Below are 15,021 nucleotides of genomic sequence, written 5' to 3'. Positions count from 1 at the left end.
ATTAAAGCGAAGTGTTGCTACGTTTTGTAGCAAATTAAATAATCTAAGTGTTTGTAAATGAGTTATTTGTGATTATGGAGAACTTATGCTTCATTAATGCTTGCTATAATTTGCTGCAAAGCGAAGCGAAGTTCTTTATTGGAAATGATTAATGGCGGTGCCAGGCGCATCGCGGTGCTGCAATGTAAAAACCAATCGGTGATAACTCCTTTTTCTATACACTTCGAAATGATTTTCATGTTTAATTCCGTGTCTTCAAACTCAATGGCGCATAAGGCACCAACGCATCTTACTTCTTTTATTTTTGGATGCACCAACACTTCTTTCATCACTTTTTCAATTTCAAGTGCACGTAAGTATAATTTTTTATCTACCAAAACCTCTAACGTAGCTTGCGCCGCGGCAACGCAAACGGCATTACCGCCAAATGTGGTTATATGCCCAAGCACCGGATTGTTGGTTAAACAACTCATTAATTTTTCTGAAGCTACAAAAGCACCAATCGGCAATCCTCCGCCCATACCTTTCGCAATCAGCATTACATCCGGAACCACACCGTAGTTTTCAAATGCAAACAGGGCTCCGGTTCTTCCGAATCCGCTTTGTATTTCGTCAAATATTAAGAGTACACAGTGGTCGTCACATTTTTTGCGTAAAGCTTTTAAATATTCTGCATTAGCAATGTGTACACCGGCTTCTCCTTGTATTGGTTCAATGATAACGCAAGCCGTTTTACTGCTAATTTGTTCGAGCTGAGAAAAATTATTGAATTCTAATTGCTTTACGTCCGGTAATAAGGGGCGAAACGAATTTTTATATTCTTCATTTCCCATTACGCTTAATGCGCCATGTGTGCTGCCGTGATAAGAGTTCTTAAAGGAAATTATTTCACTTCTTCCAGTTACGCGCTTAGCTAATTTTAAGGCGCCTTCGGTTGCTTCTGTTCCCGAATTGGTAAAGTAAATGCAGTTGAGTTGAGGCGGCAATAAAGAGGTGAGTAATTTCGCGTACTGCGTTTGAGGATATTGAACATATTCACCATACACCATTAAGTGCATGTATGTTTGCGCTTGTTTATTAATTGCTTCAACAACTTTTGGATGGCAATGCCCTAAATTACTCACAGATATACCACTGATTAAATCAATGTACTGTTTCCCATTGGCATCTGTCATGTAAATACCTTCCGCTTTTACAATTTCCAATGCCAATGGAGTGGGAGAGGTTTGCGCTACGTTATGTAAAAATATATGGCGATGATTGACGTTCATTTATTTTTTAATTAAAAGAATAAACAACTCTCTTCCGGCACGTGGTGCAATGGAATTATAACAAGGTGCAAAGGTTTTGTAGGTGAAGTAAGGGTCGAAATAAGTTCTGAATTCTTCCTTATTTCCTCCAAAAGGCGGACCATCTTTTTCAAATACCGTATCGAATAAAAGCCCAACTAATTTTCCACCCGGTTTTAAAAGTGAATGCATATGTTTAGCATATTGAGCTCTTAATTTTGGATCAATGGCACAAAAGAATGTTTGCTCCACTATTAAATCGTATTGTCCTTTATGGTTAAAAAAATCGTCTTTCACCAAATTGTTTACCGGAAAATCAGGAACTCTGTTTTTGATATTTGTTAAAGGTTCTTGCGCAAAATCAACAACGGTTACATTTTCGAATCCTTTATTAAACAAATATTCTGCTTCGTAAGAGTTACCCGCACCAGGAATAAGAATGCTAATGTTTTTATTTTCTAACTGATCAAAATAGATTTTCAAAGGTTCGGTAATACTTCCGGTATCCCAGCCAAATTCGTTTTCCTTATAACGGGTATTCCAATATTCGGCGCTTAAAAACATGTTATTCGTTATTGGTTACTTTAAGACGAATGCTTTCGATACTCTGGCGATTCCTTTTCAGAATGGTGATTTCGTATCCATCACGAACGCGTTTATCGTTCACGGCAGGAATTCTTCCGAAAATATAATTCACATATCCTGATATTGTTTCATAATGCGGATTCTCCGGAAGTGCCAATGGTAAAATGTTATTTACGTCGACAATACTTGCCTGCGCATTCACTATAAATTCTGAATCGCTTTTTTGCTCTACATTAGGTTTTTCTTCATCATGCTCATCCTGTATTTCACCAACCAATTCTTCAATGATGTCTTCCATGGTGATTACACCAGCTGTTGTACCAAACTCATCTGTTACAATGGCCATTTGAATATGATGCTTTTGAAAATCGCGAAGTAGTTCATTAATTTTCATGCTTTCAGGTACAAAATGTACCGGACGCATAATATCTCTAATGGTTTTGTATTTATTTTCAACCACACTCTTTAATAGATCTTTACTGTGAACAATACCTATAATATTATTAATGTCGCCCAAAAACACCGGCATTCTGGAAAAACCTTCTTCTAAAATCTGTTTTACAATTTCATCTCTTCCTGATTCCACATCAACAGCAGCAATTCTGTTTGTAGGTACTAAAATTTGTTTTACAATGCGATCGTCAAAATCAAAAACGTTTTGAATTAATTCGTTTTCGCTTGGCTTAATAGCGCCGCCTTCTTCACTTTCCGTTAATATTAAGCGTAATTCTTCTTCTGTATGAACCTCTTCTTCGCCAACGGATTTAATTCCAAACAATCGTAAAAAAATATTGGATGACTTATTAAGTAACCAAATAAACGGACCAAACACAAAATAAAATGCGCGCATTGGCCAGGAAATAATCAAGGTAGTTTCAAGTGGAAATTTAATTCCCATCATCTTTGGAATTTGTTCACCAAAAGTAATATGCATAAAAGTGATTAAAGTAAATGCTACCGGTATAGAAATACTGTGAATGGTTTTCGGATCAAGTGTAGAGCCGAACTTATGAAAAATAGTAATAACCATTGCCGCAACAACACGTTCTCCAATCCAACCTAAGGCTAAGCTTGCTAAAGTAATTCCTAATTGTGTTGCTGATAAATAAGCATCTAATTTATCGATTAAGGTTTTTGCCATTTTAGCGCGTGTGCTTCCCTTTTGAATTTTAATATCCAATTGAGATGAGCGTACCTTCACTAAAGCAAATTCGGCGGCTACAAAAAATCCGTTAAGTAGTACAAGTAATAAAGTAATAAGTATATCTGCTAACATAATGTATTGTTTAAAGAGGGATGTAATTTAATTTCTTTAAACATGTTATTTCAGGCTGTCTAGTTGTGCCTGTTTTTGAACTAAAATTTGTTTGAGTAGAGCAATCTCTTCGGTTAATTCGTTTTTGTGCGCCGAAGCTTCACCTTCCCATAATTTATTGATATAATAAGGCTCCTCGTTAGGATTGAAATACGGTTTGTCTGAACGGAAAAAACTATAGAGAGGAATTTTAAGTCCCTTTGAAATTAATTCGAGTGTACGTAATTCTAATTTTTTTGTTTCAAGGGCAGTACTTAATTCCTGTTCGCTCATATTCACATACTCGGCTAAATCTTTAAACGAGTATTTTTCTTTTTCTAATATTTCTAAAACTTTCTCTTTTAGGTTCATAATTGTAAGAGTAAAAGTAGCAAAAAAAAGCGATTTTTTACGACCGACTTTTAGCTAATTATTTTACTCCTCCCATCAATTTTTTAATAGCCGGAGAAAGGATAATTATCAGAATACCAATAATTAAGGAGTATAATCCGAGTTGCTTATAGCCTTCCGTATAAGTTACCAATTTTTCATAATTATTTGCATTGGCCGAGGCTTCTGCAATATTAGCGCCTAATAATCCTGCAAAATATTGTCCGTAGGCACTGGCTAAAAACCACATGCCCATGGTAACTGCCTGCAATTTTTGTGGTGAAAGTTTTGTCATAACCGACATGCCGATTGGTGATAAGCAGAGCTCACCAAAAGTGATAATGAACCAACCGAAAGCAAACGCGCCGAGTGAGGTAACACCATTTTCATTGCCTAAGAAACGGGTATAAAAAAACATATAAAAGCCCAATGCCAGAAATACAAATCCCAACCCGAATTTTACAATGGTGTTGGGTTCGATTTTTTTCTTGTTGAGCCAAATCCATAACATGCCTAATGGTGCTGCAAAAGCGATAACAAATAATGAATTGGCAGAATTGTTTACGCTGTTTGGATCGAGAGGAATGCCGGCAACTGAATTTCCTAAATGATTGGCGGCAAAAATACTTAAGGAGCCTCCGCTTTGCTCGAAGAAGGCCCAGAAGAAGATGGAGAAGAACATGAATAAAATAGCCGCTACTAATTTTTTGTTCTCGGCAGCCGAATAATTTTTCATCTCATAAATGAGATAAATGAGCGAAACAGGTCCGATGATGTACATAAACCAATCGGTGTATTCCGTTTTAGAAACCATGGTAATAATTACGGGAACTAAAAGTAAGGAGCCTGCAAAGGTTAAGTATTCATACATTTTTCTTTTTGAATCGGGCAGATGTTGCAAAGGTGAATTTCCAATCACCGATAAACTTTTTTGTGTACGGACAAAAGTGAGCAAGCTAACAATCATAACAATAGCAGCGAGTCCGAAGGCGATATTCCATTCTTTTCCTTCAGGAATATAATCACCAAACAAGGCACGTTTACCAATAGCAATGCATAAATAACCTCCAATTAAAGCACCTAAGTTTACACCTGCATAAAACAAAGAGAAGCCGGCGTCAGTGCGTGGGTCTTCATCTTTATATAAACGTCCAACAATAGATGAAATGTTGGGTTTAAAAAAACCTGTTCCTACTATATTAAAACCAATGCCCATGAAAAAAAATCTTTCAGGGTCAATGGCGAGTACAATACTTCCCACAATCATTAGTAAGCCGCCCCAAAACAAAGAGCGACGATATCCTAAAAGTTTATCCGCGAAAAAACCACCGATGAAGGTAAAGGCATATACGAAAGCTTGAGAGGCTCCATATTGTAAGTTGGCCGATACTTCATCAAAATTTAAATGATTTATCATGAAGAAAACCAACATGCCGCGCATGCCGTAAAAGCTAAAGCGCTCCCACATCTCACTAAAAAACAAGTACCATAGTTGCTTTGGATATTTGCCTTTAAAATTTTGAATTTCCTCGAGAGTTATTTCCTTTTCCATTGTATATAAATAAAAAACCTACAAGTTAACTTGTAGGTTTTGAAGATATGAATTATAAAATTAATTATGCTCTGGTAACATCAACGGTTTCTGAATGTTTTTCCTTCATCATTTTTTCAAGCCATGAGCTTAAAACAAATAAAATACCAGCCGCAATTCCTGTCATAACTATGAATAACATAAAGAATTCATATAGGTTGGTAATTTGAAATCCGAAGAAAGAAGGGAATTCAGTTGGAGCTGGCGCTCCGGGTTCTACAGTTGGAGGAATTAATGCGCTTAAGGTTCCGGCAAATTTATTAGCGGCAGCATTCGCTAAGAACCATGTTCCCATCATTAAAGATGATAAACGTAATGGCGCTAATTTAGATACCATGGATAAACCGATTGGTGATAAACATAATTCACCCATTGAGTGGATGATGTAAAGAGAAAGTAACCACATCATGCTCACTTTTGCATCAGGAGCTAAACCTTTTACAGCAATTGCGATAATGATATATCCTAATGAAACTAAAGTTAAACCTAAAGCCATTTTCTTAGGAGAAGACGGTTCTAGTTTCTTGCTATATAAATAACCCCAGATAATTGAAAACACCGGAGCCAGAATAATAACGGCAAGTGGATTTACAGATTGGAAATAAGATGCAGGCATTTCCCAACCAAAGATGGTTCTCTCGGTTTGACGATCGGCAAACAATGTCAATGAAGCACCGGCTTGTTCAAACGCACCCCAGAAGAAGATCACAAAGAATGCAAGAATGAAAATCACAATGATTCTGTTTCTTTCTAATTTGGTGAGACTTTTATCCGTTAAGATAATTAATGGCATAATAATCATAGCGCCATAAATGAAATAACTGATTACGTCAACTTCGCTCTTAAACATTTGTTTGAAGTTTAACATGAAGAATACAATTCCGATTGATCCGATAATCATCAAGATGCTGCCCATGTCCAGTTTTTTAACCGGTAAACCAACTTCTTTTCCATCTTCAGAGATTAAATATTTCTTTTGGAAAAGTATAAAGCTCACTAAGCTGGCTACCATTCCTAAACAAGCTGCTAAGAATCCCCATTTGAAATCCATAGAACCACAGATTAACGGTGAGAAAAAGGCACCTAAATTGATACCCATGTAAAAAATGGTAAACGCGCTGTCAATTCTTCTGTCGCCCTCAGGGTATAACTGACCAACCATTGTAGAAATGTTTGGTTTGAAAAAACCGTTTCCGATAATTAAGGCTGTTAATCCTGCCCACATAATGGTTACACCGCCCTCGGCACCAATATTCGCACTTAAGAACATGCAAAACTGACCAATAGCCATTAAGATACCACCAATGATAATACTTCTTCTGTTTCCTAAAAATTTATCGCATAAATACCCTCCTAAAAGCGGAGTTAAATACACTAAGCCTGTATAACTACCATAAATTTCAGAAGCATCTTTGTCTTGCAACATTAAAACTTTTGTCATGAACAAAATGAAGATTGCTCTCATTCCGTAATAACTGAAACGTTCCCACATTTCTGTGAAGAATAAGAAATAGAGTCCTTTAGGATGCCCTTTTTTAGCTGATGTGTGTGCCATAGTTTTTAATTAGTGGCCCTAAAATAGAAGTTTTAGTTGAGTATAACAACCCCATAATGGGGGATATAAGGAGGATATAGGGTTTGAGAATGAAGGATTTAGTGATTTTGTTTTATACTACATCCTAACTCCTGCATCCTTAATACTAATAAACGTGCTGACCGCCGTTGATAGAGTAGTTGGCACCTGTAATAAAGCTGGTTTCTTCGCTGGCTAAAAAGCTAACTAATGAAGCCACTTCATGTGTTCCGCCTAAACGACCCATTGGAACTTGCGCTACAATTTGATTCAATACTTTTTCAGGAACGGCCATTACCATATCCGTACCAATATAACCGGGAGAAATAGTATTTACAGTTACACCATACTTAGCCACTTCCATCGCCAATGATTTTGTAAAACCATGCATGCCGGCTTTGGCTGCGCTGTAATTGGTTTGTCCGAATTGTCCGCGCTGACCGTTTACAGAGGAGATATTGATAATTCGACCGAACTTACGTTCGATCATTCCATCGATTACATTTTTTGTACAGTTAAAAACACTGTTTAAGTTGGTATTAATAACGGCATACCAATCTTCTTTTTTCATATTGACTAAGCGACTATCGCGTGTGATACCGGCATTGTTTACCAAAGTATCAATCGGACCAACCTCCACTTCAATTTTTTTAATCATATCAGCAGCGCTGTCGAAATCACTCACGTCTCCGTAAAACAATTTAATGTTGAAGCCTTCGCTTTTCATTTGCTCCATCCATTTATCGGCTTTTTCTTTGGTGTGATAATTACCCACCACATTAAATCCGTCTTTATATAATTTCTTACACATGGCAGTTCCCAGACCACCAGTTGCTCCTGTTACTAATACCGTTCTTTTACTCATAAAAAAATGATGAATGAATTAGAAGTGTTATATGTCTATTTAATTTTATCAACGTTCATAACGGTAGCTTCACCGCTTGTACATACAATACCCGTTGATTTATCCTTAATTAATGTTTCTACAATCGCGCGGTTTTTGTCTTTTAAAACTTCTTTCACTGTGAAAACAGCTTCATACTTAACATCAACATACATTGGTTTTAAAAAACTAAGCGATTGTTTTAAATAAATGGTTCCTTCTCCCGGGAAAAGAGTTCCGAAAACTTTGCTGAATAAGGAAGCACTTAGCATACCATGCATAATCGGTTTTTTAAACATGGTTTTTGCTGCGTAGTCAGCATCTAAGTGCACCGGATTTTTATCGCCTGTTACCTCGGCAAAGCGATTTACTTCATCTTGTGAAAAGTTGAAATCGTGTGTATAAATTTGTCCTACTTCAATCATGGGGCTGTAATTGTTTGTATAATAATAGGTTTCGAAGGTATAGATAAAAATTTAATTTAGACTAATAAATGCTTTTAGTCGATTATTTAATGTTTTTTTAATATAAATACTTGACATGTATGCTAAAAAATTCCGATATTTGCATAAAATTTCCAAATAACGCTGTAAGTTACTGGAAATCAGATAGAAAAATAGTAAATAATTGAATAATAATAATTTAACTTTAATTTAAAATGAAAACAAACAATCCATTTTTCGACAGTTTGCTGGAGACACAAACTACCGTTATGAATAATTGGATGGACTCAACCAAAAAATTCCAAAATGCAATGACCAGCGGTAATATTACTACTGAAGGTCAAAACATTTACAAGGAGTGGTTTGAGAAACAAATGAATTTATTAGGCGGAATGCAAGCGGGTATGCCAAATGCGTTTAATGCTGCTGAAAATAAACCTGAAGAGTTTTTCAAAAACTGGTATAACCAACAATTAAATGCTGTAAAGCAAATGACCGATTTTAACCAAAGCTTATATAACAGCTTTGCTAATTACGGTAAACCTGCTAACGAATACATGAACAGTTTTGGAGCTATGAACAGTTCTTGGACTAACATCTACAACAGCTGGATCAATACATTAAATAACACTTACGATACTTATACAAAAAACTTCAACTCATCTTTTAATAAAGATATGTTTAAGAATATGTTTGAAAGCAATCAGGTGTTTTTAAAAGTTCAGGAAGCTTTCCAACCAATGATGAAAGCAATCCAAAATCAAGACTTCACTGCTGAAACTTGGAAAAACATTTATAATGTTGAGAACTATAAAAAAGTAACTGAACAATTGTTTGGTAGCTTTTATTCAGGTGCAAACATGAAGGATGTTTACGATAACGCTACTAAACAAGTACGTGATTTCTTTACTCAACAAAATAATTTGAGCAAAGAATACTTCCAGCAAATTCAAGGTATGTCGGCTGAGTTTCCTCAGTTATTCAGCGGTAACTTTGAAAAAGTAAAAGAACTTTACAGTCAGGTTAATAACGTATTCGGTAAAACATTTGAACCGATTATGAAATTAGCTAATCCCGGTAAGGAAAAAGAAAATGTGGAAGCTGCCATTAATTTAATGGATAAAATCGCTGAATATTCAATTAAGCAAAATGAGTTACAGTATAACTTAATGACTACAACTCAAAAGGCTTTTGAAACCATTGCAAAAGAATATTCTGAGAAATATAAGAATGTAAAACCGGGCGAAATGCCTAACATGAATGAGGTTTATAACGAGTGGGTTAAAACCAGCGAAAAATTCTTAGGCGAATTATTGGCTACTGAAGATTTTTCAAAAATCAAAGCTGAAACGATTAGCTTAGGAATGGATGTGAAAAAGCAATTCGAAAAACAATTCGAAAATGTTTATGAAAATTATCCTGTAGTTTTCCGTTCAGAAGTTGATGAGTTATATAAAACCATCCATGATTTAAAGAAAACCGTAAAAGAGTTACAAAATAAATTAGCTCTTACCGGAAATACTGAACTTTTTGAAGAAGAAAAAGCTTCAAAAGCAAAGAAAAAATAATAACGGTTACTCATAGCAAAGCAGGTTGTTCTTTTAGTGTTTGTGGAACAGCTTGATGTAAATAAATCCCGGGGTAACCCGGGATTTTTTGTTTCGCACAACCTTCTTCCTGCACTCAACTATAATTAATCGTTTTTTTTGCTATATTTAAAAACCAATTTCTGTACTATGGAAAACATGATAAAGGAACTGGCCGACATGAGCCAGAAAATGATGAAGAGTTACGACACCCTTCAGCAAATTAAAGAAGTAGATATCGCTACTTCACCTAAAACTTCCGTTTATAAAGAAGATAAACTCACTTTGTATCGTTACGACCGCGAGACAACTGCAACTTATAAAACACCGGTACTTATTGTTTACGCTTTGGTAAACACCTATAAAATGCTCGATTTACAACCTGATCGCAGCTATATTAAAAATCTATTAAATGCAGGTTTGGATGTGTATCTCATCGATTGGGGTTATCCTTCTAAAAGCGATCGCTATTTGGATTTGGATGATTATGTAAATGGCTACATCAATAATTGTGTAGACTTCATCCGTAAAAAACACCGCATCGATAAAGTCAATATTTTAAGTATTTGCCAGGGTGGAACGCTCAGTGTAATTTATTCTTCTTTATATCCTAACAAGGTAAAGAATTTGGTTACCCATGTAACACCAATCGATTTCTCTACCAATGATGGTTTATTATTCCGTTGGAGTAAAAATATGGACTTTGATAAACTGGTAGATGGAAACAATGGATTAATTCCGGGTGATTTCTTAAACCAAGGTTTTGATTTATTGAAACCAATGATGAAAGTTCAGAAACAACAGAGTTTAGTGAATGTGTTGGATGATAAAGACAAGCTTCTGAATTTCCTTCGCATGGAAAAATGGATTAGCGAAAGTCCTGCACAAGCCGGCGAATGTTTCCGTCAGTTCATGAAAGAATTATATCAGCAAAATAAATTAGTAAAGGGTGAACTGGAAGTAGGAGGAAAGAAAGTGAATCTTAAAAATCTGACTTCACCTTTATTAAATATTTACGCAACCGAAGATCATTTAGTGCCTCCTGCCGCAACTATCCCGTTAAACGACCATGTTGGCAGTAAAGACAAAGAACTTTACAGCTTCAAAGGTGGGCATATCGGGGTGTTTGTTGGTGGTAAATCTCAAAAAGAATTGGCACCTGCTGTTACTGCTTGGTTGAAAAAGAGGGATTAAGGTTTTAATGATAAAATATAGTTGCATACTATTTATTGCTATTGTTTTGGGCTTTTTTTCTTGTAAGAAGGAAAAAAAGAAGGAACCTGAACCTAGTAATAGTGTTATGTTGGATATCTATCCAAGCGATAGTTTAAAGCAATATATTTTCAAGCCAGGTACTTATTGGATATATAAAAAAACCACGTCTTCTGATGTTGATACCGTTAAAGTCTCTTCAATTAGGGAATTTAATTGTACTCAGGGTCCTTGTAGCGTACATGGCTTGAAGGTGGATACTTGTCGTACATACCATTGGACGATTATGGAGCTGAAATCCAGTTTCTTTGCCAATCATCGTGTATTATCTTTTTGCAAAAATACTATTTCAACAGGTGTTGGAACTTGGTGTGAGAATTATCCTATTCACTTATTAAATCAAAATGGTGGTGATAGTATAGGCTCACCTTACATTTACGTTCATTATAATTACGCAACAATTACTGTATTGAGTAATACCTTTTCACATGTTACTAAGGTAAAAGCAACAAATAGCACCTATAATGCTTTAGGTTCTGTCTTTAACGCACCAACTGGATATAATAATGTGTCGTTTTTCCTAGCTAAAAATATTGGTATCATCCGTAAGGAGATACTTGTAGGTCCAAGTCAAACAGACGTATGGGATTTGGTTGCTTGGAACATCGTTCAATAGCGTTTTTAACAATTTACGGTTAACTCTATTTCAGGCTTTTGCGTATAACGTGGGGTAAAATAGCCTAATTTTACTATTTTACTATCATTATGAAAAAAGCCTATGTATTCCCCGGACAAGGTTCTCAATTTTCCGGTATGGGAAAAGATCTTTATGATTCGTCCCCTTTAGCTAAAGACTTATTTGAAAAAGCGAACTCTATTTTGGGTTTCCGCATTACCGATACCATGTTTGGTGGTACAGATGAAGAGCTTAAGCAAACAAAAGTAACTCAACCCGCTATTTTTTTACATTCAGTTGTGTTGGCTGCTACAAAAGGCGCCGATTTTAAACCGGATATGGTAGCAGGTCACTCTTTGGGAGAGTTCTCCGCATTAGTTGCAAATAAAACGTTGAGTTTCGAAGATGCTTTGCAATTAGTATACAAACGTGCTATGGCCATGCAAAAAGCCTGCGAAATAAATCCTTCTACCATGGCTGCCATCTTAAATCTAGATGATAAAGTCGTAGAAGATATTTGTAAAGAAATCACAGCATCAGGTCATACTGTTGTTGCAGCTAATTATAATTGTCCCGGACAATTAGTTATTTCCGGAAGTATCGAAGGCATTAACATTGCCTGCGAAAAAATGAAGGCGGCTGGCGCTAAACGTGCATTGGTTTTACCTGTTGGCGGAGCATTTCACTCGCCATTAATGGAACCGGCTCGCGTTGAACTTGAAGCAGCGATTAACTCCACAACCTTCAACAATCCAATTTGTCCGGTTTACCAAAATGTAACAGCCAACGCGGTTACTAATCCGGATGAAATCAAGAAAAACTTAATTGCTCAATTAACCGCTCCTGTAAAATGGACTCAAACTGTTATCCAAATGATTAACGATGGCGCCACTTCATTTACTGAGGTTGGTCCGGGTAAAGTTTTACAAGGTTTGGTTAAGAAAGTAAACGCAGGGATGGAGACCGTTAGTGCTTAATTCATTTAAATGAAGAAACTACTCGTTATATTAAGTCTGATTTTTGTTTCGGTTGAAACAAACGCTCAGTTTTTCAGAGGAATTGGAATTTTTGTGGCAGGAAACAGTACCGCTCATCGTTACCGTAATTTAAATTCAACTAAAAAAGATCCGAATGTTTTTGTGTATGAGTATTATTATCCGCAAAACCATTACTCACGCGATTACCAAAGTTTCGGTGTAGGATTGCTGGCAGAATTTTTACGTTACGATCATATACGCTGGCAAACAGAATTTGAATACACTATGAAAGGTGCCGTTGAAAAGGAAATCGGGAATTTATATACCGGTGAATTGAGTGGAAGAGTAGGTGCCAATGTTTACCAATACATTCAATGGAATAATTATTTGAAGTTTATGGGTAATACCACTCGAAAAGGACAATGGTACACTATGTTGGGCGTAAGATTAGAGTATTTATATTCATTCGCGGTTACTGTATTTCCTGAAATGTCAGGTACATTCCCAAAAATTTGGTTCAGTGGCGATGCCGGTGCGGGGTATGAATTTTTCACATGGAAAAAATGGCATCCGTTTGTGGAATTCCATTATAATCCGGATTTGATTTATCAACCACCTCGCTTAGGCGCAAGCAGCGTTCGCAGCCGTACTTTTGAATTAAGAGTTGGAATTATTTTCCGACCAATGCCAAAAAGTATTGACGATTGTAATGCGCCGGTATATCACGGCACCTATTATTAATTTATAAAAGAAACTAATTATGGTAATGAATAAAGATGTTTTGTTTTCGCTGACTAAAGGCGCGCTTGCTCCGCAAGAAGAAATGCTGGAGGTAGCACGTAAAAAAGGAAAACTTTACATTGGTATTCCAAAGGAAATTGCTTTTCAGGAAAACCGTGTGCCACTTGTTCCCGATGCAGTTGCACTTTTAGTGAATAACGGTCACCGTGTTGTTATTGAGGCCGGTGCCGGTAAAGCGGCACACTTCGAAGACAATGATTACAGTGAAGCAGGTGCTGAAATAGTTTATTCGCCGCAAGATGTATATAAGGCGGATGTGATTTTTAAAATTGCACCTCCCACTTTAGAAGAAATTGAGATGATGCAGCACAAGCAAACTTTGTTTTCTGCATTACAATTAACCGTTCAGCCTGAAGATTTTTTAAAGAAGTTAATTGGTAAGAAATTAAACTGCGTAGCCTTTGATTTAATCACCGATGATGTGGGTATTTATCCGATCATTCGTTCGATGGGAGAAATCGCAGGTGGCGCCAGTATTTTAATTGCTGCCGAATTATTGAGCAACGTAAACAATGGCGTTGGTTCCATTTTAGGAGGTATCAGCGGTATTTCTCCAACCGAAGTGGTAATTATTGGTGCAGGTACAGTGGGTGAATTTGCAGCACGTGCCGCATTAGGATTAGGCGCATCCGTAAAAGTATTTGATTCATCTGTTTCACGTTTACGTCGTTTGCAAAACTCATTAGGTACACGCGTATTTACTTCTGTAATTGTGCCGAAAGTGTTAGAGAAACATTTAAAAACAGCCGACGTAGCTATTGGAGCTTTACGTGCGCATAAAGGTCGTACCCCTTGCATTGTAACCGATACCATGGTTTCTGAAATGAAAGCAGGCTCGGTTATTATTGATGTGAGTATTGATCAGGGTGGTGTGTTTGAAACTTCTAAAGTAACGAATCATACCAAGCCTGTATTCCGCAAGCATGGTGTTATTCATTATTGTGTGCCAAACATTGCTTCACGCGTAGCACGCACTGCATCTTACGCATTCAGCAGTATCTTCTCACAGATTATTTTAAATATGGGTGATGAAGGCGGCTTTGATAGTTTAGTACGTAAGGATGCCGGTGTTCGAAACGGCGTTTATATTTATAATGGAATTCTTACCAACCAATATATGGGAGAAGCGTTTAATCTTCCATTTAAAGATATTAATCTCTTAATGGCGGCTATATAGCATGTCTGATACTTTAGGAAATTTAGAATATCCGGTTGAACCATTTGTTTATGGTAAGGATTATACCTTAACTGACGTAAAGAATAATCTAAAAGTTTTTTCGGCGTTTCCCGTTAAGCTGGAAACCTTAGTGAAAGATTGGAACTCATCTATACTTGCTACCACTTATCGTCCCGGAGGTTGGAATGCCCGTCAAATTATACATCATTTAGGTGACAGTCACGGAAACTTTGTAATTCGTGTGAAAGGCGCACTAACCGAAGAGCCATCACAAATAAAACCATACGATGAGAACCGATGGATTGCCTTGTATGATGGAACTTATTCGGATATTAAACCGAGTTTACAAATGTTACATGGCATACATGCGCGGATGACAGATTTATTTAATAATCTGAATAATGAGGAGTGGCAATTGACAGCGTATCATCCGGGCAGCAAGCATATGTTTACGGTGGCAGAATTATTGGCAAATTATACCTGGCATGGTGAGCATCATTACGGGCAATTAAAGTTGATTGAGAAAATTTATAAAGGAACTTAA

At 36.5% G+C, this 15,021-nt stretch carries 15 protein-coding genes; 7 read left to right on the top strand and 8 right to left on the bottom strand.

Annotated features, from left to right (window positions below):
* Positions 1 to 83: 83 nt before the first annotated feature.
* The 8 genes from J0L69_13510 to J0L69_13475 form a co-directional block, all read right to left on the bottom strand.
* Positions 84 to 1,271 (bottom strand): aspartate aminotransferase family protein, encoded by a 1,188-nt coding sequence (locus tag J0L69_13510; protein MBN8694206.1) that lies wholly within the window; start codon positions 1,269 to 1,271, stop codon positions 84 to 86.
* On the bottom strand, positions 1,272 to 1,853 hold the full coding sequence (locus tag J0L69_13505) for a methyltransferase (GenBank protein MBN8694205.1): 582 nt from the start codon (positions 1,851 to 1,853) through the stop codon (positions 1,272 to 1,274). It abuts the gene before it with no gap.
* Position 1,854: 1 nt separating this feature from the next.
* Positions 1,855 to 3,150 (bottom strand): HlyC/CorC family transporter, encoded by a 1,296-nt coding sequence (locus J0L69_13500; protein MBN8694204.1) that lies wholly within the window; start codon positions 3,148 to 3,150, stop codon positions 1,855 to 1,857.
* 45 nt (positions 3,151 to 3,195) lie between these two features.
* The gene (locus tag J0L69_13495) at positions 3,196 to 3,540 is read right to left on the bottom strand and encodes a hypothetical protein (protein ID MBN8694203.1); all 345 of its coding nucleotides are present in this window, start codon (positions 3,538 to 3,540) and stop codon (positions 3,196 to 3,198) included.
* Between the two features lie 58 nt (positions 3,541 to 3,598).
* Positions 3,599 to 5,110, bottom strand: a complete 1,512-nt coding sequence (locus J0L69_13490) for a peptide MFS transporter (protein MBN8694202.1) — start codon at positions 5,108 to 5,110, stop codon at positions 3,599 to 3,601.
* Between the two features lie 64 nt (positions 5,111 to 5,174).
* The gene (locus J0L69_13485) at positions 5,175 to 6,704 is read right to left on the bottom strand and encodes a peptide MFS transporter (protein MBN8694201.1); all 1,530 of its coding nucleotides are present in this window, start codon (positions 6,702 to 6,704) and stop codon (positions 5,175 to 5,177) included.
* 145 nt (positions 6,705 to 6,849) lie between these two features.
* Positions 6,850 to 7,587, bottom strand: a complete 738-nt coding sequence (gene phbB, locus J0L69_13480) for an acetoacetyl-CoA reductase (GenBank protein ID MBN8694200.1) — start codon at positions 7,585 to 7,587, stop codon at positions 6,850 to 6,852.
* Between the two features lie 35 nt (positions 7,588 to 7,622).
* Positions 7,623 to 8,030 carry a MaoC family dehydratase gene (locus tag J0L69_13475; protein ID MBN8694199.1) on the bottom strand — a complete coding sequence of 136 codons (408 nt, stop codon included), beginning with the start codon at positions 8,028 to 8,030 and terminating at the stop codon, positions 7,623 to 7,625.
* Positions 8,031 to 8,263: 233 nt separating this feature from the next.
* Between J0L69_13475 and J0L69_13470 the strand changes: the two genes are divergently transcribed.
* The 7 genes from J0L69_13470 to J0L69_13440 all read left to right on the top strand — a co-directional run bounded on the left by J0L69_13470 (position 8,264) and on the right by J0L69_13440 (position 15,021).
* Complete coding sequence (locus tag J0L69_13470) at positions 8,264 to 9,616, top strand: hypothetical protein (protein MBN8694198.1); 1,353 nt, start codon at positions 8,264 to 8,266, stop codon at positions 9,614 to 9,616.
* A 168-nt stretch (positions 9,617 to 9,784) separates the two neighbouring features.
* On the top strand, positions 9,785 to 10,828 hold the full coding sequence (phaC, locus tag J0L69_13465) for a class III poly(R)-hydroxyalkanoic acid synthase subunit PhaC (GenBank protein ID MBN8694197.1): 1,044 nt from the start codon (positions 9,785 to 9,787) through the stop codon (positions 10,826 to 10,828).
* A gap of 106 nt (positions 10,829 to 10,934) precedes the next feature.
* A complete protein-coding gene (locus J0L69_13460) occupies positions 10,935 to 11,522 on the top strand; it encodes a hypothetical protein (protein MBN8694196.1) in 588 nt (195 codons plus the stop codon).
* A gap of 89 nt (positions 11,523 to 11,611) precedes the next feature.
* Entirely contained in the window at positions 11,612 to 12,499 is an 888-nt protein-coding gene (gene fabD, locus J0L69_13455) for an ACP S-malonyltransferase (protein ID MBN8694195.1), read from the top strand.
* 9 nt (positions 12,500 to 12,508) lie between these two features.
* Positions 12,509 to 13,240 (top strand): hypothetical protein, encoded by a 732-nt coding sequence (locus J0L69_13450; protein ID MBN8694194.1) that lies wholly within the window; start codon positions 12,509 to 12,511, stop codon positions 13,238 to 13,240.
* Positions 13,241 to 13,259: 19 nt separating this feature from the next.
* Entirely contained in the window at positions 13,260 to 14,477 is a 1,218-nt protein-coding gene (locus tag J0L69_13445) for an alanine dehydrogenase (protein ID MBN8694193.1), read from the top strand.
* Position 14,478: 1 nt separating this feature from the next.
* Positions 14,479 to 15,021, top strand: coding sequence for a putative metal-dependent hydrolase (locus tag J0L69_13440; GenBank protein MBN8694192.1), 543 nt, complete (start codon positions 14,479 to 14,481; stop codon positions 15,019 to 15,021).

The organism is Bacteroidota bacterium (assembly GCA_017303905.1).
GTDB lineage: Bacteria > Bacteroidota > Bacteroidia > B-17B0 > Aurantibacillaceae > JAHEYG01.
This window is presented reverse-complemented; position numbering and strand designations above follow the sequence as displayed.